The sequence below is a fragment of the Pseudidiomarina piscicola genome, from assembly GCF_902806985.1.
GTDB classification, from domain to species: Bacteria; Pseudomonadota; Gammaproteobacteria; order Enterobacterales; family Alteromonadaceae; genus Pseudidiomarina; species Pseudidiomarina piscicola.
This window is the reverse complement of record NZ_CADCXY010000005.1, coordinates 74,012-96,597: the sequence shown is the minus strand read 5'-3', so window position 1 is coordinate 96,597 and position 22,586 is coordinate 74,012. Positions and strand designations below refer to the sequence as shown.

The window sequence follows — 22,586 nt, the reverse complement described above, 5'->3', positions numbered from 1 at the left end:
ATGAGAACTTTATCGCTGTTGCTTACGACTTTAGTAGCAAAGAAGCAGAGGAATCGAACTTGTGTTTGCACCATCGGACGAACGGCTCGTAAAACGAGCCCTTGAGAATAATAAACAAGCGTGGCTGCAGTTAGTTCAACGATATGAAGGGCTAGTGTTCAACTATGCTCTGCGCATGAGCCGCAGTCGAGACGATGCGCTTGATTTGATGCAAGAAGTATTCGTTTCGTTGTTCCGCAATTTAGCAGGCTGGCGTGGCGACAGTTCCTTTAAGAATTGGTTGATGCGTATCGCTTACTATCGCTGTATTGAACACTTTCGCAAGCGCAAAGAGTTTGCTGACGATTATGACGTTGATCAGCAGGCCAGTGGCTCAGAGTGGCACGACCCCGAAGCCGTCTATTCTGGGCAGGAAGACACCCAGCGGCTGGTGGCCGCAATGCAGCAGCTATCGCTCGAGCAGCGTTTAGTTGTAGAGCTAAAGTTCTTTCAGCAGCTAAAACTGCAAGAAATTAGTGAACAAATTGAGGTTCCACTAAATACCGTTAAGTCACGGCTTTATAAAGCGGTGGATAGGTTACAAGAAATACTGGAGGCGGTATGAGTCAGACCAACGAATTTCAAGCTTGGCTTAGCAAAACAGCAGCAGAAACGCGAGCCGAAGACGTGCCCGAGTGGCCTCGGGAGGCTACTTTTCGAGCCTCGAGAGAGGCAAGGCTAGCGTGGTGGCAGCGACCTTTTTTACCGCTGGTCTCATTCGCTTGCTCAATGCTCGCGGTGATTGCGGTAGTCACGCAGTTGCAGGTTCAGGTTACCGAACAAGGTTTTAATGTTCGGTTTGGCAGTGGGCTTGATGAGCAACAGCTGCAAGCCGCAGTCGATGAGCAAATGGCGATTCTAACAGCCAAGCAACAGCTACAGCTTGCCAATTATGCGGAGAATTTGCGCCAAGACTTCAGCACCGATCTCGCAGCAGCGAACCAGCAGCTGGTCAGCTACGTGCTAACTACTAATAGAACCGAGCGCCAACAAGATATGGAAGACTTAATACGTTATGTGAACGCACAACGGGAAGATGACCAGGTGTACTTGGCCCATCAACTGGCGCAAGTAACCGACGAATTATTTGAGCAAGACAACGTAAACGACTATCCAACTTATCAAAACCAGGAGTAAGACCATGCGTAGCCTCATTGTTATATCAGCTGTTGCTTGGGCGTTAGTTAGCAGTACTACGGCAACTGCCAACGAACAACAGCGCAGCGAATTACGAAAGCAGTTAGAAATTATGAACGGCATTTTTAACACCACATTAGAACAGCAAGAGCAGGCAGCTTCAGGTGAGTTTCGTAGCCGTTTAAGCTACAACTACCTTGCCGGACAAGGCGTTGTTTATAGCGCTAAAATAGGGGGCGGCAGAATGATGTTCTTTGATGGCGGTGTACCAATGCCTCCTATGCCGAATATGCCCGACTTGCCTCACCTAAGTGACGTTGAATCGATTGAAATTGAAACCGCCGTGGCTGAAGGGTTAGCGGCAGCTGGCGAAGCGCTGGAACATATTGAGATCATCATTGAAGACGAAAACTCTGAGGGTGAGCGAATTGAAGTGGTGCGTGAGGTCTCTCGCGAAATGCGCGACCATGCCCATGAAGTTCGTGACCTGCGTCGTCGCGTGCGCGACCTCGAGCTGGCTAAAAATGCTAATGAGGGCGATGCCCAGAGTATTGAACGAGAATTGGAACAAGCTAAACAAGAATTAGCCGAGCGTGAACAGGAAATCTCTTTAGCTCGCGCTGAACTCAAGCAAGCAAGAGAAAAACTAAAGGCTAAGATGGCCGACCGTAAAGCGAAACAAGAGGAACGCAAAACGAAACAGTTAGCTGCACTGGAACAAGCGATGGCAACAACCTTGTGTGACTATGGCCGCACGTTACGCGCGCTGCCAGCATCGGAAAACGTTAATTTCGTTGTTGAAGGTGCGAGTTCAGAAAGCGGAAGCAAGGCAAAAGTATTTATATTTAGCAAACAACAGCTAGAAAATTGTTCATCGGCCAGTGATCTTTTAAAGCAGGCAACAACGTATAGCTTTTAACTGGTCAATTGATCGGTTGTCATCTCTGTTTAGCACGTCGCTTGGCGTGCTTTTTTTTGTCTGCTAAAAAGGGTAAAGTACGCGCTCTAAACAGCAGCAGTAAGCCTTATGAACGTTAAAGATTTTAGTTTCGATTTACCCGACGAATTGATAGCTCGCTATCCGCAACCTGAACGCAGCGCTAGTCGCCTGCTGACCCTTGATGGAAACAGCGGCAAGGTGGGCCATGAACAGTTCAAAGCCATCACCGAGCAGCTGCAGCCCGGAGACTTATTGGTCTTCAATGATACCCGTGTGATTCCCGCGCGAATGTTAGGTGAAAAGCTGTCGGGCGGTAAAGTTGAAGTACTTGTCGAGCGCATGCTCGATGAGAACCGTGTGTTGGCGCATGTGCGTAGTAACCGAGCGCCTAAGGCGGGGCAACGGTTGCGTTTAGAAAATGCTGTTGAAGTGGAAGTAATAGGGCGCAACGATGCGCTGTTTGAGTTGCAATTTGTGACCGAAGACAGCGTTCTAGAGGTTTTAGAGCAGCATGGACACATGCCACTTCCGCCTTATATTGACCGCCCCGATGAAGCGAGCGATAAAGAGCGTTATCAAACGGTTTACAATAAAAAGCCAGGTGCTGTTGCGGCACCGACCGCCGGACTGCATTTCGACGATGCCATACTTGCCGAGCTAGCTAACAAGGGGGTTGAGTTTGCCTATGTAACCCTGCACGTTGGCGCAGGCACCTTTCAACCCGTGCGCGTTGACAACATTGAAGAACACCACATGCATAGTGAATATGCAGAAGTGCCTGCGGCAACGGTGGCTGCAATTACCGCAACCAAGCAACGAGGTGGGCGAGTGGTTGCGGTGGGCACAACGTCGGTGCGCTCATTAGAATCTGCGGCCCAAGCGGCAAAGCAAGAGCAGCGTGAACTCGCGCCATTTTTTGCCGATACCGATATCTTTATCTATCCAGGGTATGAGTTTCAGTTGGTTGACGCCATGCTCACCAACTTTCACTTACCTGAATCAACATTAATTATGCTGGTGTCAGCATTTGCAGGGCAAGACCATGTGATGCATGCCTACCAGCAAGCCATTGAGCACAACTATCGGTTTTTCAGCTACGGCGATGCGATGTTTGTGACCCGTCAGTCGAGCTAAGGTATACTTGAGCTCTCGGACTGTTTTTCCGTGATTTAACTTAGCGGTGATGAAATGAAGTTTGAATTACTCTCTACCTGCGGCAAAGCCCGCCGCGGGCGTATGATATTTGACCGCGGTGTGGTCGAAACTCCAGCGTTTATGCCTGTCGGTACAGCAGGTACAGTCAAAGGAATGACGCCTGAAGAAGTTGAGGCGACCGGCGCGCAAATTTGTTTAGGCAATACCTTCCACTTAATGCTGCGGCCTGGCACTCAGATCATTAAACAACATGGTGACCTGCATGACTTTATGAATTGGGACAAGCCAATTCTGACCGACTCCGGTGGCTTTCAAGTATTTAGCTTGGGTGAGCTACGCAAGATCACCGAAGAAGGCGCCACCTTCCGCTCACCTATCAACGGTGAAAAGATATTGTTGACGCCTGAGAAGTCGATGGAAGTGCAAGCGGATTTAGGCTCAGATATCGTCATGATTTTTGATGAATGCACACCTTACCCGGCAACCCAAGCCGAGGCGCGTAGCTCAATGGAGCTTTCGTTGCGCTGGGCGGAACGTTCAAAGGTTGCGCATGGTGATAACCCTTCAGCACTATTTGGCATCATTCAAGGCGGTATGTACGAAGAGCTGCGTACCATCTCACTTGAGGGCTTAACGGACATAGGCTTCGATGGTTATGCCATCGGTGGACTTTCGGTTGGCGAGCCTAAAGAAGATATGATGCGTGTGTTAGATCACATTGCACCGCAAATGCCCATCGATAAGCCTCGTTACCTGATGGGTGTAGGTAAACCAGAAGACTTAGTTGAAGCAGTGCGCCGCGGTGTCGATATGTTTGACTGCGTAATGCCAACGCGTAACGCGCGCAACGGCCATTTGTTCGTGAGTACGGGCGTGGTGAAAATTCGTAACGCGGTACATCGCACAGATACCGGACCTTTAGATCCTGAGTGCGACTGTTATACCTGTAAAAACTATTCGCGGGCTTACTTGCACCACCTTGATCGCTCGAACGAAATGTTAGGTGGGCGATTGAATACCATTCATAACTTACACTTTTACCAGAAAGTTATGCGCGAGCTACGCGAAGCGATTGCCGAAGACAGGCTGGAGCAGCATGTTGCGGAGTTTTATGCCAAGCGTGGCAGCGATGTGCCAGCACTTGACTAAAAAAGGCATGAGGTCCCTGCCGTTTAGGCAGGGATCGAGCGGGCAATATCGATAATGTAGGGCTTGATGCCGGCGAAGAAAAACTCGACCGCAATCAGCATCACAATAAGCCCCATTAAGCGCATCAAGATTTTGCTACCACTGCGACCCAGCTTCGCAAGCATCTTCCGACCGCTAGCTAAAATGACCGCAGTTAAGGCACAAACCGCGGCGATGGCGATAAACAAGCTAATACTTGAAGCCGTGGTTGCCGCGGATACTTTACCTTCCTGAATAAACAAGATAACCATGGTGATGGCGCCAGGGCCGGCGATCATGGGAATGCCAATAGGGGTTACAGCAACATCTGAACCGTAATCACCATCGCTTTCACCGTCCACGCGTTTTGGCACTGTGCGGCCGCGTAGCATTTCAAAGCCCATCACGAAGAATAAAATTCCACCTGCCACACGTAAGCCATTCACTGAAATGTTAAAGAAGCTGAAAATAGCGTCACCGACCAAGGCAAATACCGTCAGCGCGATACAGGCGGTAACCGCGGCGCGCATCGCAACCCAGCGTGCCGCCTTAGGTGTCATGGCTTCGGTTAAGGCAATATAAATTGGGATCGCCGCAATGGGGTTGATCATGGTAAATAACGACGTAAATTGAAAAAGCAGGGTATCCAACATAGCAGCAGACTCAAACAGATGAAGTGGCGAAGTACCAATATTGTAGCAATTTTAAGAAATTATAGTGCGAAAAATTAGAATTTGAGACGAAACAAGTTGCTACGTCATGGTTTGGCGCAATAAAATGTCATACTATATGTCACAAAAATAAAACATTGGATTTAAGCTAGTCTTAGAATCTATCTTCCCCCTGTTTTGGAAGCGGTGATGTATAGCATGGGACTCTCGTTGACCAGCCTGATACCGTGCTTCACCGCTTCCATCCTTTCGTTCGAATTAGGGCACCGATGCTAGAATTAAATTGATCGCGGGCTTTACATCAGGATCTGAACTCGCTACAATTCAGCACCATTTTTATTCGTCATGGCCAAAAAACGGCCAATGTTGATAACCCAACAACATAGTTTTCATTGAGGTGAGATTTTAATGCCAGTTGTTAAAGTAAAAGAAAACGAACCGTTTGACGTAGCGCTGCGCCGTTTCAAGCGTTCTTGCGAAAAAGCCGGTGTACTTTCAGAAGTGCGTCGTCGTGAATTCTACGAAAAGCCAACTTCAGAGCGTAAGCGCAAGAAAGCTGCAGCCGTAAAACGTCACGCGAAGAAATTATCGCGCGAAAACGCGCGTCGCACTCGTTTATACTAAGTCATTACCAAACATAGGTAATCGCTTAGATAAATAGAGTCGCTAGCTTTTACGTCGCGACTGGTTACTGGAACGTTCAGTAACTTTTCGAAGGCCGGAACACGGAAACGTGGTCCGGCTTTTTCATTTGGGCTTTTGAAAGTTTCACAGAGGAAGTACAATCCTCACAGTTGCACAGTGTCCAGTACTGATAAACGGAATCCAAATACCATGGCAGGCCTTATCCCGAAAAGCTTTATTCATGATCTTCTTGAACGCGCCGACGTTGTTGAGGTGGTGGATAGCCGTGTGCCGTTAAAAAAAGCTGGCCGAAATTATCAAGCCTGTTGCCCCTTTCATAACGAAAAGTCACCAAGCTTTACGGTGGCTCCCGATAAGCAGTTCTTTCATTGTTTCGGGTGTGGTGAGCACGGTAACGCCATTGATTTTTTAATGAATTATGACGGTCTAGACTTCCCAGATGCAGTGGAAGAGTTAGCTGCGATGATGGGCATGGAAGTGCCACGTGAAACAACGGTCAACCCGCAAGCTGAAGCGCGCAAACGCCAACAAGCGGCGGACGACTATCAGCAAATGGAGCATGCGGCGAAATTTTTCGCTCATCAGTTGCGCCATCACGCGAATGCCAGCAAAGTTGTTGAGTATTTAAAAGGTCGAGGCTTAAACGGCGAAACGGTGAAAGCCTTTCAAATCGGCTATGCCCCAGATGGCTGGGACGAGTTGTTAAAATCACTGTCGAAAGATCAACGATCGCGTGATCAGTTAGTCGATCTCAAATTGGTTAATCGTAATGATAATGGTCGCCATTATGACTTCTTCCGCGACCGGGTAATGTTCCCTATTCGCGATCGTCGTGGGCGTGTGGTTGGTTTCGGTGGTCGAATTCTAGAAGGCGATGGGCCTAAGTACCTTAACTCACCGGAAACTCGTGTGTTTCATAAAGGTCGAGAGCTGTACGGATTTTATGAAGTAAAGCAGGCGCACCGACAGATCGATCAAGTGGTGATCGTTGAAGGTTATATGGATGTGGTAGCGTTGGCACAATACGGTATTAATTATGCCGTAGCGTCACTAGGTACCGCGACCACCACCGATCAATTGCAAATGCTGTTTCGCGCGACTCGTAAGGTGGTGTGTTGCTACGACGGCGACCGAGCAGGGCGTGATGCGGCATGGCGTGCGTTAGAAAATGCCTTGCCGTTACTAACCGATGGGCTCGAGCTGAACTTCTTGTTCTTGCCCGATGGAGAAGATCCCGACAGTATTGTCCAGCAAGAAGGTGCGCAAGCCTTCGAAGCGCGCTTGCAGCAAGCGCAAAGCTTTACCAGCTATTTCTTCACGCATTTGGCTGAGCAATTAGACTTGGCCTCAGACAGTGGCAGGGCCGCACTACTTAGCCAAGCGAAGCCACTCATCGAGCGTATTGCCAGTGATTATTATCGTGAAGAGCTGTTACGTGAATTAGCGCGGTTACTGCGACGTGAAGTCTCTCAGGTTGCGGCGCAAGTGCAACAGCTGAAAACGAACTTGAATGCGCGAGACGAACTAAAGATCACGCCAATTCGTCGCGCCATTGCATTATTGCTGCAATACCCTCAGCTGGCCCAAGAAGTACCCGTACATGAATCGCTTGGGCAGCTCAAACTGCCAGGAATCAAGGTGTTTATGCAGTTGCATAAGCAGGCACGTGAACAGAACCTTACCTCGGCACAGTTGCTCGAGCTTTGGCGTGATACCCGAGAAGAAAAATTATTACGCCAGCTAGTGACCTGGGAACATCACCTCGATCAAGATAAGATTAGCCAAGAATTCTTCGATACCTTCCTGTATTTTATCGACTTATTCGTTGATCAGCGCGCCGATGAGTTGTTGGCGAAGGAGCGTGAAGCACCTTTAACGCGCAGCGAAAAACAAGAGTATATGGCACTGATGAAACATCGTGCCAAAAAGCACCAGCCGACTGAAACTGATGAGTGAAATAAACCAACATCTGCTGATTTTGACCATTTGGGTTTGATGCCGGAGCTAGGGCTGACCTAATAAAGGCGTTATGTAGCTGATTTTGTTCGATAAATGCGCCAAGTCGTAACTTGGCATTCTAATTGCATTAATTTCAGTGAAAGGTACGCCTTGGCGCGTGCTTCATTGACTATTTACTACTTGTTTCGAGGAAAATGTAATGACTAAACTTAAAGGTGCAGCCGCTGCTGCGTTAATGATTGCCGCGACCATGGGCCTGCAAGGCTGTATTATCGTCGCTGATGGTGATCACGGTGATAGCAGTTCAAGCAGTGACTACCGTAAGGTCGAAGACAAAAACCGTCGTATGATCGCGACCCTTGATGACATGAGTTCGCTTAGCGATGTGCGCACCACCATGGGTACGCCAGACTTTACCAACCGACTAACGGTAGATGGCGTACGCTACGACGTGCTTTATTATCGAACGCATCGCGTTGAAGCGGATGGCAATACCACCAAAGATGAGTGCACACCGGTGATTTTTAAAGACGGTATGCTGGTTGGTACGGGCGAGCTTGCACTGAACCGAATCCCACAAAGCTACTGATTAATTTCTGGCTCAAAACTGCAAAATCTGCTACAATTTCCGGTCTTGAATTTGATTTATCCGTTTAAGACCGGTTTTTATTTATCCATTTGAAATCACAGGTGGTAGATCTGTATGCAGCAGAGTCGTCAATCACAACTCAGAATTCTTATTGCCAAAGGAAAAGAGCAGGGTTACCTGACTTTTGCTGAGGTTAACGATCATTTACCTTCTGAGATTGTAGATTCCGATCAAATCGAAGATATTATAGCCATGATCAACGACATGGGTATCAAGGTGTTTGAAAATGCCCCTGATGCCGATGACTTGATGATGAGTGAAGACACCGCCGATGAAGATGCCGCAGAAGCAGCAGCTCAAGCGCTCGCTAGTGTCGATGGCGAACTTGGTCGTACGACCGATCCTGTGCGTATGTACATGCGGGAAATGGGAACCGTCGAGCTGTTGACTCGTGAAGGCGAGATCGACATTGCTAAGCGCATCGAAGAAGGCATTAACCAAGTCCAATGTTCTGTTGCCGAGTATCCAGAAGCAATTAACTTCTTACTCGATCAATGGGACCAGTGTGAAGCTGAAGAGATGCGCCTAACGGATATCATCTCGGGCTTCATCGATCCAAACGAAGTTGACGAAGCACCCGTCGCCGCCACACATATCGGCTCTGAACTTTCAGAAGAAGAACTGGAAGATGAAGACGACGACGAAGATGACGACGACGATGATGATGATGCAAACGAGGGCGGTATCGACCCTGAGTTCGCACGTCAGAAGTTCGGCGAATTGCGTGCGCAATACGAAAAAACCCGCAAAGCAATCAGCAAGCATGGTCGCGACCATGCGAAAGCTCGCACCGAGATTGAAGCGCTAAGCGATTTGTTCAAGCAGTTCCGCCTAGTGCCGAAGCAATTTGACCGCCTTGTTAAAGACATGCGCGACATGATGCATCGGGTGCGTGTGCAAGAACGCTTGATCATGAAAATGAGTGTGGAACAGGCTCAAATGCCAAAACGCACCTTCATGAAAGCTTTTGCCGGCAACGAAAACAACACCGCATGGTTAGATTTTGCCATCGCCAGTGATGAAGCTTACTCGCAAGCTTTGACCGAACTGCAGCCTGAGTTAGAACGCTGCATTGTGAAACTGTCTGAGGTTGAAGTTGAAACTGGGCTTACCATTGCGAAGGTCAAAGATATTAACCGTCGCATGTCGATTGGCGAAGCGAAAGCGCGCCGTGCGAAAAAAGAAATGGTCGAAGCAAACTTGCGCTTGGTCATTTCAATTGCGAAAAAATATACCAACCGTGGCTTACAGTTCCTCGACTTAATTCAGGAAGGTAACATCGGTTTGATGAAGGCGGTTGATAAGTTTGAATACCGTCGTGGTTATAAGTTTTCGACCTATGCAACCTGGTGGATTCGTCAGGCGATTACCCGTTCGATTGCAGACCAAGCACGTACCATTCGGATCCCCGTTCACATGATCGAAACGATCAATAAATTGAACCGGATCTCGCGGCAAATGCTGCAAGAAATGGGCCGTGAGCCGCTGCCTGAAGAACTGGCAGAACGCATGGTGATGCCAGAAGACAAAATTCGCAAGGTGCTGAAAATAGCTAAAGAACCTATCTCCATGGAAACGCCGATTGGCGACGATGAAGATTCGCATCTTGGCGATTTTATTGAAGACACCACGCTCGATTTACCGGTCGACTCGGCAACCTCCGAAAGCTTACGCAACTCGGTGCGCGAAGTGCTTGGTGGCCTAACGCAACGGGAAGCTAAAGTCTTGCGTATGCGCTTCGGTATTGATATGAATACGGACCATACGTTGGAAGAGGTGGGTAAACAGTTCGATGTTACCCGGGAACGCATTCGACAGATCGAAGCGAAGGCGCTACGCAAGTTGCGTCACCCTAGCCGATCTGAGCAATTGAAGTCGTTTCTCGACGAGTAAGAGCTTTTAGAAATAAACGCCTCTTACTCGAAAGCCCTTGACGCCAAAAGCTCAGGGGCTTTTTTGTAACGACAGTCTCCGGCGACTGAGATGAAATCAGCCGCTAAATTTGTTAAGGTGAAGCTAACTTCGCTGAAAAGGATACGTTATGACAGCAACGGATCAAAAAATCACTGATGCACCACAACCTCATCGAATCATTGATGCGCATCTGCATATTTATAATGATACGTATCCACTGATCGAGAATCAGGGATTTTTGCCGCCACCATTTTCGGTGGAAGACTATCAACACCGCACGCGTGATCTACCGATAGTAGGTGGCGTGGTGGTGTCCGGATCACCACAGGGCTTTGATCAGAAATATTTGAAACCTGCCCTTGATGGGTTAGGTTCGCAGTTTGTGGGGATCACCAACCTGCCGAGCAGCGTGTCAGATGAAAAGATCTTGTCGCTACGTGACAGTGGCGTGCGTGGTGTTCGCGTGAACCTCAAGCGGGGCGTTGTCAGCGGCTTAGATAACCTGGTCGATTTCGGCATGCGTATTTGGGAATTGGCCGGTTGGCACCTTGAAATGTACGTCGACAGCCGTGAGCTTGACGAAATTATTCCAAAGCTCATCAAGCTACCTAAAGCGTCGGTGGACCATCTTGGCATGGCCCGCTCAGGCCTATCACAAGTGCGTAAACTGGCAGAAGCCGGCGTGCATATTAAAGCCAGTGGTTTTGGTCGTACTGAAGTGGACGTGGCCGAAGCGGTGAAGAAACTGTACGAAACCAACCCAGATTGTCTTATGTTTGGTACCGACTTGCCGTCGAACCGCGCCGAACGTCCGTTCAATCGGACCGACATCAGCATGGTTGCCGGTGCGCTCGATAGCGACGAAGCCATCGACAAAGTTTTCGCGCGTAACGCAGCGAAATTCTACGACATAAAACTCTAAAAATTGCCCCTCTGGGTCATGACAAGCGGGCCAAAATTTCATATACTTGCGCCCGCTTTGCAATTCCTATCTGTAATGGCCCCTTAGCTCAGTTGGTTAGAGCACCCGACTCATAATCGGTAGGTCCCCAGTTCAAGTCTGGGAGGGGCCACCATTCTATTCCGAACTGGCCACATTTTCTTCATTTGTGGTAATCTGATTTCATCTATCGTTTAGGGAATGAAAGTATGAAATTAGCTACTTTATCTTCGATCTTGTTCTCAGTTGCGCTGTTGGCTCCGACATCTACTAGCATGGCCGCGGGTATCGCTGGCGCGCAAGCCGAAGACGTGCAGGCCGTGCCTGAACCGACGCGCTTTGTTTCAAAACACAAAGGTACCTTTAATGGCGATCGCGTGAGCTACACCGTGGACGCCGGTGAAACCTATTTGCGAAATAGCGAAGGCGAACCAACTGCAGCTATTTTCTCGTTCGATTATGTGGCTCAGAGCAAGGATAACCGGCCGGTAACTTTTATCTGGAATGGTGGCCCGGGGTCGTCGTCGAACTGGCTACATATGGGTGGTTATGGGCCGAAACGTATTGTCGTGCCAAGTGATGCAGCGCATCCGGGTCCGGCACCTTATAGCATCAAAGATGCCCCTGAAACGATACTGGATGTGACCGACATGGTGTTTGTGGATCCTGTGGGTACGGGGTTTTCGCGCGCCATCGGCGAAGGTAAAAAAGAAGACTTTTGGGGGCTAACTCAGGACGCCAAATCGATGGCGGCGTTTATTGCTAAATGGTTAACCGAGAACAATCGTTGGAACTCGCCGGTGTTTTTACTTGGTGAAAGTTTTGGTACCACTCGAGCAGCTGCGGTGGCCAAGGTGCTACTTGATGACCATGTGATAGGTGTCAATGGTATTGTATTCGTGTCGCAGGCCCTCGATTATCAGGGTTCGAGCCCCTATATCGACGACAATATCATTTCTTATATCACTTACGTTCCAACGATGGCTGCGACAGCCTGGTATCACGGTAAGGTCGATACCTCAGGCGATTTTGAGAGCTTCATTCAAGAGAGCCGAGAGTTTGCTACTGAAGAACTACTACCTGGGCTGTTTAAAGGGAATCTGTTAAGTGCCGACGAACGTGCCGAGTTGGTCACTAAGTTGCAGCATTTCACCGGTCTAAGCAAAGAATATATCGAGCGAGTTGACCTACGTATTAATGCCTTTCGTTTTGCTAAAGAGCTAATGCGTGACCAGGGTATTGCGGTGGGTCGACTTGATAGTCGTTACACTAAAGATGAGCGTGATGATGTCGCTGCCGGGCCCCGCTCAGATGCATCGCGCGCCATATCGCCAGCCTATAAAGCGTCGTTGATGCACTATATGCGTAATGATTTAGGAATCGATTGGCAACGTACTTATTTGAATCCATCGGACCCTGAACTGTCGGGAAAATGGCGTTGGAGTTTAGCGCCGGAGGGTCGTTCTTGGGAGCCTCATTATGTGAATACCACACCAGACTTAGCTGATGTGCTGCGCAGTACGCCAGCGCTGAAGGTGATGGTTGCATCAGGTTACTATGATCTGGTCACACCGTTTTTTGACGCCGAGTATACCCTTAATCGGCATGGCATCGCTGGCGAAGATATTCAGTACCATTATTATCATGGTGGCCACATGATGTATGTGCACGAGCCAGCCCGACAGGCATTACTAGAAGACACCCGAGCGTTCATCAAAGCGCAATCCAGAGGTGTTGAGTAATACTGCTGTGCGCACATAAAGTGCCGCGTTTACACAAAGGTCGAAGCAGGGAGTAAGCGACATGCAAGAAAGGAGAGCCTCGGCGCTTGTTGTTGAGGGCGGCGCCATGCGGGGGATTTTTGCGGCAGGTGTGCTCGACGGCTTTATGCGTGAGTCGTTTAAGCCTTTTGACTTTGCGCTTGGGGTGTCGTCAGGCTCCACCAACTTGATCGGGTACCTCACCGACGATTACCAACGCAGCTATCGGATCCTTACTGAACTAGCGCAGTCAAAGGACTTCATTGACCCAATGCGAGGGCTTTTAGGCGGCCACCTTTGCGATGTCGAGTGGCTTTGGCGGACGTCGTATAACACTATCGAATTGCATTTTGAGCGTTATCAATCGGGTGGGGTGCCGCTGTATGTGGTGACCACCCGGGTCGACGACGGAGCGCCTTGCTATATCGAGGTAAACGCGCAAAACCTGCATCAACTCTTTCCGGCGTCGTGTGCAATTCCGATCGCCTTTCGCGACTTTTCAGAAGTCGATGGCATTGCTATGACCGATGGCGGCGTAGCGGATTCTATACCGGTGTTAAAAGCCTACGAAATGGGGGCACGTGACATTACCGTGGTGTTATCGCGTGCGCAGGGTTATCGCAAAAAAGCTGGGCGCTCGATGGCAATAACGCGCCGTATTTTGAGTCAGTACCCAAAGCTTTGCGATGCGATCGAGGCCCGTGCTGAACGTTATAATGCGACCATCGATTTCATTCATGCACCGCCAGACGACTGCAAAGTGCATGTTATCGCCCCGCCAGAGGGCTTTCCGGTGGGCCGATTCACTCGGCAGCCACAACGGTTAGATATTGGCTATAACGCCGGCCTAAGAGCTGCGTTCGACCACATAGACAACTATAGTAACGTTTAAATTATGTAGCTCGTCGTTAAAATTTTTGCAGAACCTTGTCCATATAGTATGATTACAGCTTGCCGGCTGTAAATTGATTTATGGAGCGAAACGACGATGGCTGCAAACCCTCTCGAAGAACTACTTAAGGTGCCAGACGAAGAAAGTGAGAGCAATTTAGATGAATTGCTCGAGTCTGTTCGGCGTCACCTAAATATGGAAGTCGCGTTTCTGTCTGAAATCACCGATGGCAAGCGAATTTTTCGTTACGTAAGTGCAGACAGTGGCCGCCAAGAGATCCCCATTCGAGGGCATGGCGATGAATGTGAAAAAACTTACTGTAAACGCATATTAGACGGAGTACTACCGCCGATTATTCGCGATACCCAAGAGAACGCGATTACCGCTAGCTTGCCCGTAACCGAGGAGCTCGGGATTGGCTCTTACGCGGGGGTACCGGTCTATTTAAAGGATAACCGTGTCTACGGTACCTTATGCTGCTACGATAGCTCGCCGGCGGAATATTTATCTGATCGAGATCTTGGTTTTTTGCACGTCGTCGCTGCCACGATTGGGCAGCTGATGCGCAAAAAAGTTGAGCGCGATGAGCGCATTGCGGAGAGTACGCACCGAATTAAAAGTGTCGCTGAAACAAACAACCTTCAGTTACGGTTTCAGCCGGTTGTTGACGCTGACAACTCGCAAGTTCTCTTCTATGAAACCTTAGCTCGCTTTAACTCATCGCCGTATCGTCCTCCGAATGAATGGATAGACGAGGCTGAATCTGTTGGGCTGGGTATCTATATTGAATCGTTAATACTACTTAAGGCTCTAGAGCATCTGGCATTAGCGGAAGAGTCCCAGTTGCTGGTAAAACTATCGCTCAATGTTTCACCGAATTTGATGTTGAATGGTAACTTGTTTGCGCTGCTAGAAGGCATTGACCCGAATGCCTTGGTCTTAGAGATCACCGAACACACAGAAATTGATGACTATTCCGTGTTTGCTCGAAAGCTTCAGCCTTTAGTTGATAAAGGACTCGAGATCGCTATTGACGACGTTGGCTCTGGGTTTGCGAGTCTGCGGCATATCATCGAGTTAGAGCCTGATATTATCAAGTTAGATATGAATTTGATTCGAGCGATTGAGGGGGACACTAAGCGTCAAGCGTTGGTCGCAGCGTTAGTTGCGTTTGCGGAATCTTCAGAGATACAAACCGTCGCCGAAGGTGTTGAAACGCAAGCTGAACTCGATACGTTAAAGGGCCTCGGCGTTAGTAACTTTCAAGGGTACTTTTTTGCACGTCCCGAAGAATTCAGTACGATTATAGAGCGCGCGAAAGCCACCTCAAGAGGTGGCTAAAAGAGCTCGTGCGGCATGCAGTTTTTGATAGCTTTCTAGTAGGCGTTGATGTTTGTCTAGCCCCTCAAGCTGCATGTTGGTTGGGGTGAGGCCCGCAAAGGTTTTGGTGCCTGCAACCGAACCGACGACAGAGGTCATGGTTTCAACGCCGTACATGCGCTCCAGGCTATGTAAGAAGTCAGCCATATCCAGCTCTTCATCCAATTCGATTTCGAGCGCAGCTTGCATCGCACGGTAGAACAGAACGCGGGTGACGGTGTTATCGTTGTATTGCAAGAACGCCTCCACCAACTCGAGCGCTTCATCGTGACGTTGTAGGGCAAGATAAATAAGTAACTTGAGCTCAAGAATCGTCAGTTGACCCCACTCTGTGTTTTCATCGAAAACGATACCAATCAAGGTGCCAATATCTAAGTAATTGTCCAACTGGCTCTCTTCGAGGCGCTCGACAAGGCTTTCCAACTGTTGTTGATCCAAGCGGTGCAGGTTAAGAATATCTTCTCGGTAATCTAAAGCTTGGTTGGTATTATCCCAAATCAGATCGTCTACGGGGTAAACTTCAGAATAATCAGGCACAAGTATGCGGCAAACTGGCGCGCCAAGATCTGTATGTACAGCGATGTAAGCCTCTTTGCCTAGCTGGTCTAAAATACCGAATAGGGTTTCGGCTTCTTCCGCATTGGATCCGGAAAAATCCCACTCGCAGAACTCAATGTCGCTTTTGGCGCTAAAGAAACGCCAGGACACCACACCGGAGGAATCAATAAAGTGCTCGACTGAGTTGTTTGGTTCGGTCACTTCCATACTATTAAAGGTGGGTGGTGGAAGATCATTGAGGCCTTCAAAGCTGCGACCCTGCAAGAGTTCCGTGAGACTGCGCTCGATAGCCACTGCCATACTTGGGTGGGCTCCAAACGAGGCAAAAACGCCTCCGGTGCGCGGGTTCATCAGGGTGACGCAGGCGACCGGAAACTGTCCGCCAAGCGAAGCGTCCTTCACCAAGACCGGATAACCTTGCTCTTCAAGCCCCTTAATACCTTCTACGATGTGCGGGTATTGCGCCAACACTGCTGGAGGCACGTCAGGCAAAGCCATTTCATTTTCGATGATGTGCTTTTTGACCGCCCGCTCAAAAATTTCTGAGAGGCACTGGACCTGCGCTTCAGCTAAGGTATTGCCGGCGCTCATACCGTTACTAAGGAACAAGTTTTCGATCAAATTGGACGGAATATAGACCGTCTCACCATCGGAATGTCGCTTAAATGGCAAGGCACAAATGCCGCGCTCGGTATTGCCGGAGTTGGTATCAATTAAGTGCGAGCCACGAAGCTCGTTCTCGGGATCATAGATAGATCGGGTGCGTTCATCCAAAATGCCACTTGGCAGGCTGTCGTCTTCGGTGAGTGCGAACCACTTCTCATTTGGGTAGTGAACAAAGTCAGCATGGGCGAGCGCTTCACCAAAGTAATGGTCATTGTAGAAAAAGTTACAGCTTAGTCGTTCAATAAATTCGCCCAAAGCAGATGCCAAAGCGGCCTCTTTAGAGGCGCCTTTACCATTGGTGAAACACATAGGTGAAGCGGCATCACGAATATGTAACGACCAAACATGGGGAACAATATTGCGCCAAGATGCGATCTCTATCTTCATGCCTAAGTCGGCTAAAAGCTGCGTCATGTTGGCGATCGTTTGTTCAAGTGGTAGATCTTTACCTTCGATATAGGTCAGCTGGTTGTCGCTAACGTCGCCGAGTAGCAAGGCCTGGGCATCTTCATCGAGGTTCTCAACGACTTCAATTTGAAAGTCGGGGCCCGTTTGCACGACTTTCTTGACCGTACAGCGGTCGATGGAACGCAAAATGCCTTGTCGATCTTTAGCTGAAATGTCGTCAGGCAGCTCAACCTGAATCTTAAACACTTGGTTGTAGCGGTTCTCTGGGTCGACGATATTATTTTGCGACAGTCGAATATTCTCGGTCGGAATATCACGTGCCACGCAGTAGACTTTAACAAAGTAGGCCGCGCACATAGCCGATGACGCCAGGAAATAATCAAACGGACTCGGTGCCGACCCGTCACCTTTGTAACGAATCGGCTGATCGGTGATCACTGTAAAGTCATCAAATTTCGCCTCAAGGCGTAAATTGTCGAGAAAGTTTACTTTAATTTCCATGGCGGGCTACCGAGGTTTCATAGGATGTGTCTGGCCGCCATTATCGCTTATCTGCTACTGTTTTTCCATGCCGAAAGCTTCGCGCATGCTATTGGCAAAGGCCACTAGTTTCTCTTTCATGGTGCGTTTGACCGAGACTTCGATGGAGCCGAGTAACGACCAACCGGTGATGGTAATTTGCGGCGCTTGCCGACCGGCCATTGATGGCGCATGGTTCTCGGCCGAGCCAATAATATTGAATACCCGAGTGGTCACATTTACGTTTTCAGGAACGAAAATCTCCAGGCTTCCCAGTACATTGGTGACCCTTACCTCGATAGCCTGGTGTTGAAAAATGGCATCGGTAAAATCAAGCTTTGCAGAACCGAGGACATCGACCACGATGATCTTTTTAGGAACCTGCCATTGTCCCTCACGGACATTTGAGCCCAGAATACTGATCATTTTATCGTCTTCTGTTGCGTCGGTAGCGGCATAGTTGGGGGTGAACGAGCGTTCTTTTTTATGATCGTATTGCACGTCAGCATCAAGTGGAAGGTCGGTCACAAGATCAACTAATTGTTGGTGGTCGTCTGTTGCCATGGCTTCGTCAAGACGGCGCTCAAACGCTTCCGCTGAAATAATGGCACGGCTGTAATTAACAATAAGCTTGTCGACGGTTTCCTCGCGAACTTGCTCGATAGGGCGATCGGATAGTTTGACAGACATGGTTTTTCCTCAATTAAGCTTAGGTGCCAATAAAACATGCAAAAACAAGGCCAAACCATAAGCAGCTGTTTTAACACAACTATTATATTCAACGTTAGTAATGAATTAGGCAATTTCACTAACTATAGTCAATTTTCGCTAGTTTGTGAGGGGCGCGTCATAGGTGTCAGTGTGGGGCGGTAACTTGGACGAAGTTTGTTACAACATTTATCAGATAGGGTCTCCTGCCAAATCAAAAACTTTGTTATATTCCGGTTACTTATTATTTCAAGCATGAGAGAAGTCGAGATGAGCAAAAAAGGGATAGTTATTGGTGCAGTAGTTATTGCGGGTGTGCTTACAGCAACGCCGTATATCGTAGGCAGCCAAACGGAAGGAAACATTTATAAGCAGGTTGCTCACTTCGACCAATCACAGCCTGTTTATCAAGCAAAAGTGCTGAGTTATGAACGTAACTGGCTTAGTTCGAACGCAGTTATAGAGGTTGGCGTCGACATGCAAGCCTTAGCTGGCGTTGATACCTCAGAGCTGCAATGGTTGACGACCGAGCTTGATTTATCACTTCAACATGGTCCGGTGCTGACCGATCAGGGGCTATCACTAGGTTTGTTGTCATGGCAGTTAAGTAACGACGGTGCAGGCTTCGCTGACGTTCTCGATTGGAATAAAGATCAATTACTTTATTTACAACAAGGCAGCGTGAACTTACTAGGTAACGCTAATTACCAAGATGTGCTTGCTGCATTGCGTAACGCAGCAGGCCTTAAAGACTTGCAATTTGAACTCGCCGAATATCGTGGTCACGGCACTTATGATGGTGAAACGCTCACCTATCAGGGCGGCGTTGCCGACTTTAGGTTACAAGCTGACTCGATGCAGGTTGCGGTAGACAATGTTCAGGTGGAGGGCGCGGCCGAAGCTTCCTTTGCAGCTGTGTTAGCGGGCGACTTTTATGCCGGCGAAGGGCGTGTTGCTGCCGAGTCATTGGCTGTCACCGATGCACGCGTTGGCGAGGTTCTGGTAGCTGAAGCCATGACCATGGATTACCTAACTGCACTTGAACAAAAGGCTGAGGCGACAGATGGGAGCGTCAGCGAGTTGGCCCGCATGGTGATCAACTTCGGCGCCGATACGCTGCGTGTGAATGCTATCGAAGCCAAAGACATAACTCTGCATACGATGATGAGCCATCTCGACAAAGCCTTTATTGATCGTTACCTCGATACACTAAGAGATACAGCGAATGCTGAACCGGAGCAAATAGGTGAGGCGCTGGCCACTTTATTTGAGCAACATGGCCTTGCCTTCTTAAAAGCAAATCCGGAATTCGCCATTACAGAGTTTAGCGGCAGCTTACCGCAGGGCGCGTTTAACGCCAACGCCGCCGTATCAGTCAACGGTGTCACCGCAATGCCAACGTCGATGGAAGACGACGCCTTCTGGCGTGAACACATACGTATGCATAGCGACGCCACCGTAGCCAAACCCCTCATGCAATGGGCCATGCAAAGCTACGTACACACGAGCTTAATGAGTTCTGGTCAAGCTCAAAACTATACCCAAGAGCAACTGACCCAACTTGCAGCTCAACAGGCGGCGCTTATGACGCAAACGTTTGTGCAGCAGGGCCTGCTTGAAGATGCTGGCGATAGCTATAAGTTTAATTTCAGTGTGGCCGATGACACCCTTACCCTGAACGGACAAGAGAGCCCGCTTGGTCAGGCTCTAGGAGCCATGTAGTTAGCTGTTAAAAGCTGCTTACAATTACTTACCACGCGGCAATAGGTTCGCTCGCACTGTAGTGTTATGTTGCACGCGTGGTTTATCTTGGTTTCTATCGTTGGTTTTCTAAAATCGTGTTCGTAAAAGGTCTCACATGTCAGTTTTCTCGGTATCCGGTTTGTCCTTAATGGTTAGTTCGTTGGCTCTTGCAGTTGGCTCTTTGGTAGCGCAACCGGCTCAGGCTCAAGTCAGTAAAGATCTTACGATTTGTGAAAGCGGCGATTGCGATCGACAACTTTCACAGCTTGAGCAACTGGCACGTAAAGGTAGTGGCGACGCAGCTGCGGTCGTGGCCTTGGCGTACGCAAGTGGTGATGGCGTTGCGCAAGATCAAGCCAAGGCCGAACGTTTTATTGAACAAGGTGCGCGGCGCCGAAACCCGTTGGCAATGTATGTTATTGCCGACTGGTACCAACGAGGGTTCGTACTGCCACAGGATGTTGCAAAAAGTCAGTTATGGCTCGACCGCTCGGTAGAAGCTGGGTACGCACCAGCGTTGTATTTAAAAGCGACACAATTGCTAGCAGCCTCCACCGCAACCGAACAGCAACAAGCGGTTCCGTTGTTAGAACGTGCCGCCGAGCAGCGTTTGTTGACGGCAATGTATGCCCTAGCACGATTGAAGCAAACGGGCACCTTGATGGAGCAAGACCTGCCTGGCGCGGGCAAACTCTTCGCTCGTCTTGCGCGTTCAGGTCATAAAGACGCCGGACAACAGTTGCAACGTATCAACCAACAGCTACAGGGCACGCAATTCGCAAAAACCGACGAGGCCAAGCTACTACGTCAGGCGGAGCAGTCGGTAGAGCGTATTACAGTAACCGCAGATGCAAGTTTGTACCGCACGCAGCTCGACCGTTTAGTCAATCAACTTGATGCGTCCGGCAGCTTCGACAATCGCTCTATTGGCTCTAGGATCCGCGGTGTGGGTTGTGCCGACACTGGCTCGCCTTGCGCGGTATCAAGTCCCAGTAAGGGGCAAAGCAGCCTCGGTGATGTGCTTAGTGGCAGCCGCGGCGGCAACTAACTTAACCTGCTAAAATTTGCGCAACTTCCGATATTTCTGTATGATTCGCGGCCTTTAAAGGGCTGCGTCTCTAACCTGATGCTACCCTGTACGTAACAGTAGTCCCTTCTTTAATTCGTCGATGCCTAGTGTGGTCATTGACGCTATACGTATACGTAAATCAACAACTGAACAAGTGATGACAACTATGCTTAAGACCATTCAAAACCAATGGTTCTCGAATATTCGTGGCGATGTGTTGGCGGGTATCGTGGTTGCTTTGGCGCTCATTCCAGAAGCCATTGCCTTTTCAATTATTGCCGGTGTCGACCCTAAAGTTGGGCTCTATGCGAGTTTCTGTATTGCGGTGGTGATTGCTTTCACTGGCGGCCGGCCGGGGATGATCTCTGCTGCGACCGGAGCCATGGCGCTGCTGATGGTGACCCTTGTTAAAGACCATGGGTTAGAGTACCTGCTTATTGCAACGTTGTTGACAGGGGTACTGCAAATCGTCGCAGGTTACTTAAAGCTTGGCGATTTAATGCGTTTTGTTTCACGGTCAGTGGTGACCGGCTTTGTGAATGCGTTGGCGATACTGATCTTTATGGCGCAGCTACCGGAGCTAACGAACGTGACTTGGCATGTTTACGCGATGACCGCCGCCGGCTTGGGAATTATCTATTTGTTCCCTTATATCCCGGTAATTGGCCGTGTGCTGCCTTCGCCATTGATTTGCATTGTGTCGCTGACAATCGTTGCTATCGTCTGGAATATTGATATTCGCACGGTGGGTGATATGGGGCAGTTGCCAGATACATTGCCAATTTTCTTATGGCCAGATGTGCCGCTGAACCTAGAAACCTTATGGATCGTGTTCCCTTACTCTGCCGCACTTGCGGTCGTCGGTTTACTTGAATCAATGATGACTGCGACGATTGTTGATGATCTAACCGACACGGAAAGTGACAAAAACCGTGAATGTAAAGGTCAAGGTATTGCCAATATTGGTGCCGGCTTATTCGGTGGTATGGCAGGTTGTGCCATGATTGGACAGTCGGTTATTAACGTCAAGTCTGGCGGCCGTACACGGCTATCGACTTTTGTTGCCGGTAGCTTCTTAATGGTGATGATTTTGGTGCTGGATGAATGGCTCAAGCAAATACCAATGGCGGCATTAGTCGCGGTGATGATTATGGTTTCTATTGGTACCTTTAGCTGGGCGTCGATCCGTGATCTTCGTAAACATCCGTTATCGACCAATATTGTGATGCTAAGTACCGTCGCCGTTGTGGTTGCGACCCATAACTTGGCTCTCGGTGTGGGGGTTGGCGTACTCTTGGCGGCGATGTTCTTTGCCAATAAAATCGGGCATTTCATGCATGTTCGATCGAGCATTAACGCGGAAGGTACCGAACGTCAGTATCATGTCATAGGGCAAGTTTTCTTTAGTTCGGCAGATAAATTCGTCGCATCTTTTGACTTCAAAGAAGCAGTCGATAAAGTAGTGATTGATGTGACTCGCGCACACTTCTGGGATATCACCGGTGTCGGTGCTCTCGACAAGGTCGTACTGAAGTTCCGTCGTGATGGTGCTGATGTTGAAGTGATAGGCCTTAATGAAGCAAGTGCGACCATCGTTGACCGTTTTGGTGTTCATGACAAGCCTGGCGCTACTGACGAAATTATGGGTGGCCACTAGGTCGAGGAGA

19 protein-coding genes and 1 tRNA gene are annotated in these 22,586 nt (G+C 49.1%); 17 read left to right on the top strand and 3 right to left on the bottom strand.

The features are described 5' to 3' along the window. Nucleotides 1–61: 61 nt before the first annotated feature. The 5 genes from PSI9734_RS09950 (at nt 62) to tgt (ending at nt 4,420) form a co-directional block, all read left to right on the top strand. The gene (locus PSI9734_RS09950; protein ID WP_173920993.1) at nt 62–604 is read left to right on the top strand and encodes an RNA polymerase sigma factor; all 543 of its coding nucleotides are present in this window, start codon (nt 62–64) and stop codon (nt 602–604) included. Continuing rightward, nucleotides 601–1,176 carry a hypothetical protein gene (locus tag PSI9734_RS09945; protein WP_173920992.1) on the top strand — a complete coding sequence of 192 codons (576 nt, stop codon included), beginning with the start codon at nt 601–603 and terminating at the stop codon, nt 1,174–1,176. Before PSI9734_RS09950 ends, PSI9734_RS09945 begins: the two co-directional genes overlap by 4 nt. Nucleotides 1,177–1,180: 4 nt before the next feature. Next, nucleotides 1,181–2,095, top strand: coding sequence for a hypothetical protein (locus PSI9734_RS09940; RefSeq protein ID WP_173920991.1), 915 nt, complete (start codon nt 1,181–1,183; stop codon nt 2,093–2,095). A 108-nt stretch (nt 2,096–2,203) separates the two neighbouring features. Further along, entirely contained in the window at nt 2,204–3,250 is a 1,047-nt protein-coding gene (gene queA / locus PSI9734_RS09935) for a tRNA preQ1(34) S-adenosylmethionine ribosyltransferase-isomerase QueA (RefSeq protein WP_173920990.1), read from the top strand. Nucleotides 3,251–3,304: 54 nt separating this feature from the next. Continuing rightward, complete coding sequence (tgt, locus tag PSI9734_RS09930) at nt 3,305–4,420, top strand: tRNA guanosine(34) transglycosylase Tgt (RefSeq protein WP_173920989.1); 1,116 nt, start codon at nt 3,305–3,307, stop codon at nt 4,418–4,420. A gap of 23 nt (nt 4,421–4,443) precedes the next feature. Here the strand turns inward: tgt and PSI9734_RS09925 are convergent, their stop codons facing one another. After that, nucleotides 4,444–5,091, bottom strand: coding sequence for a MarC family protein (locus PSI9734_RS09925; protein WP_173920988.1), 648 nt, complete (start codon nt 5,089–5,091; stop codon nt 4,444–4,446). A 426-nt stretch (nt 5,092–5,517) separates the two neighbouring features. Between PSI9734_RS09925 and rpsU the strand changes: the two genes are divergently transcribed. The 9 genes from rpsU to PSI9734_RS09880 all read left to right on the top strand — a co-directional run bounded on the left by rpsU (nt 5,518) and on the right by PSI9734_RS09880 (nt 15,209). Beyond that, on the top strand, nt 5,518–5,733 hold the full coding sequence (gene rpsU / locus PSI9734_RS09920) for a 30S ribosomal protein S21 (RefSeq protein WP_034733010.1): 216 nt from the start codon (nt 5,518–5,520) through the stop codon (nt 5,731–5,733). Nucleotides 5,734–5,943: 210 nt separating this feature from the next. Then, a complete protein-coding gene (gene dnaG / locus PSI9734_RS09915; protein ID WP_173920987.1) occupies nt 5,944–7,710 on the top strand; it encodes a DNA primase in 1,767 nt (588 codons plus the stop codon). A 202-nt stretch (nt 7,711–7,912) separates the two neighbouring features. After that, entirely contained in the window at nt 7,913–8,302 is a 390-nt protein-coding gene (locus PSI9734_RS09910; RefSeq protein WP_173920986.1) for a DUF3192 domain-containing protein, read from the top strand. Between the two features lie 114 nt (nt 8,303–8,416). Continuing rightward, on the top strand, nt 8,417–10,255 hold the full coding sequence (rpoD, locus tag PSI9734_RS09905; protein WP_173920985.1) for an RNA polymerase sigma factor RpoD: 1,839 nt from the start codon (nt 8,417–8,419) through the stop codon (nt 10,253–10,255). A 148-nt stretch (nt 10,256–10,403) separates the two neighbouring features. Beyond that, nucleotides 10,404–11,198, top strand: a complete 795-nt coding sequence (locus PSI9734_RS09900; RefSeq protein ID WP_173920984.1) for an amidohydrolase family protein — start codon at nt 10,404–10,406, stop codon at nt 11,196–11,198. 77 nt (nt 11,199–11,275) lie between these two features. Next, nucleotides 11,276–11,352, top strand: a tRNA-Ile gene (locus tag PSI9734_RS09895). 73 nt (nt 11,353–11,425) lie between these two features. Continuing rightward, nucleotides 11,426–12,958 (top strand): S10 family peptidase, encoded by a 1,533-nt coding sequence (locus tag PSI9734_RS09890; RefSeq protein ID WP_173920983.1) that lies wholly within the window; start codon nt 11,426–11,428, stop codon nt 12,956–12,958. Between the two features lie 61 nt (nt 12,959–13,019). Then, nucleotides 13,020–13,868, top strand: a complete 849-nt coding sequence (locus PSI9734_RS09885) for a patatin-like phospholipase family protein (protein ID WP_173920982.1) — start codon at nt 13,020–13,022, stop codon at nt 13,866–13,868. A gap of 96 nt (nt 13,869–13,964) precedes the next feature. Beyond that, nucleotides 13,965–15,209 carry a sensor domain-containing phosphodiesterase gene (locus PSI9734_RS09880; protein WP_173920981.1) on the top strand — a complete coding sequence of 415 codons (1,245 nt, stop codon included), beginning with the start codon at nt 13,965–13,967 and terminating at the stop codon, nt 15,207–15,209. Here the strand turns inward: PSI9734_RS09880 and PSI9734_RS09875 are convergent. After that, a complete protein-coding gene (locus tag PSI9734_RS09875; RefSeq protein ID WP_173920980.1) occupies nt 15,195–17,381 on the bottom strand; it encodes an OsmC domain/YcaO domain-containing protein in 2,187 nt (728 codons plus the stop codon). The two genes, PSI9734_RS09880 and PSI9734_RS09875, sit on opposite strands and share 15 nt — an antisense overlap. Nucleotides 17,382–17,435: 54 nt before the next feature. After that, a complete protein-coding gene (locus tag PSI9734_RS09870) occupies nt 17,436–18,089 on the bottom strand; it encodes a LiaF domain-containing protein (protein WP_173920979.1) in 654 nt (217 codons plus the stop codon). Between the two features lie 288 nt (nt 18,090–18,377). Between PSI9734_RS09870 and PSI9734_RS09865 the strand changes: the two genes are divergently transcribed. The 3 genes from PSI9734_RS09865 to PSI9734_RS09855 all read left to right on the top strand — a co-directional run bounded on the left by PSI9734_RS09865 (nt 18,378) and on the right by PSI9734_RS09855 (nt 22,576). Continuing rightward, nucleotides 18,378–19,829 carry a YdgA family protein gene (locus PSI9734_RS09865; protein WP_173920978.1) on the top strand — a complete coding sequence of 484 codons (1,452 nt, stop codon included), beginning with the start codon at nt 18,378–18,380 and terminating at the stop codon, nt 19,827–19,829. A gap of 169 nt (nt 19,830–19,998) precedes the next feature. Then, entirely contained in the window at nt 19,999–20,898 is a 900-nt protein-coding gene (locus tag PSI9734_RS09860; RefSeq protein WP_173920977.1) for a tetratricopeptide repeat protein, read from the top strand. Between the two features lie 187 nt (nt 20,899–21,085). Continuing rightward, nucleotides 21,086–22,576 carry a SulP family inorganic anion transporter gene (locus PSI9734_RS09855; RefSeq protein WP_173920976.1) on the top strand — a complete coding sequence of 497 codons (1,491 nt, stop codon included), beginning with the start codon at nt 21,086–21,088 and terminating at the stop codon, nt 22,574–22,576. Nucleotides 22,577–22,586 lie beyond the last annotated feature (10 nt).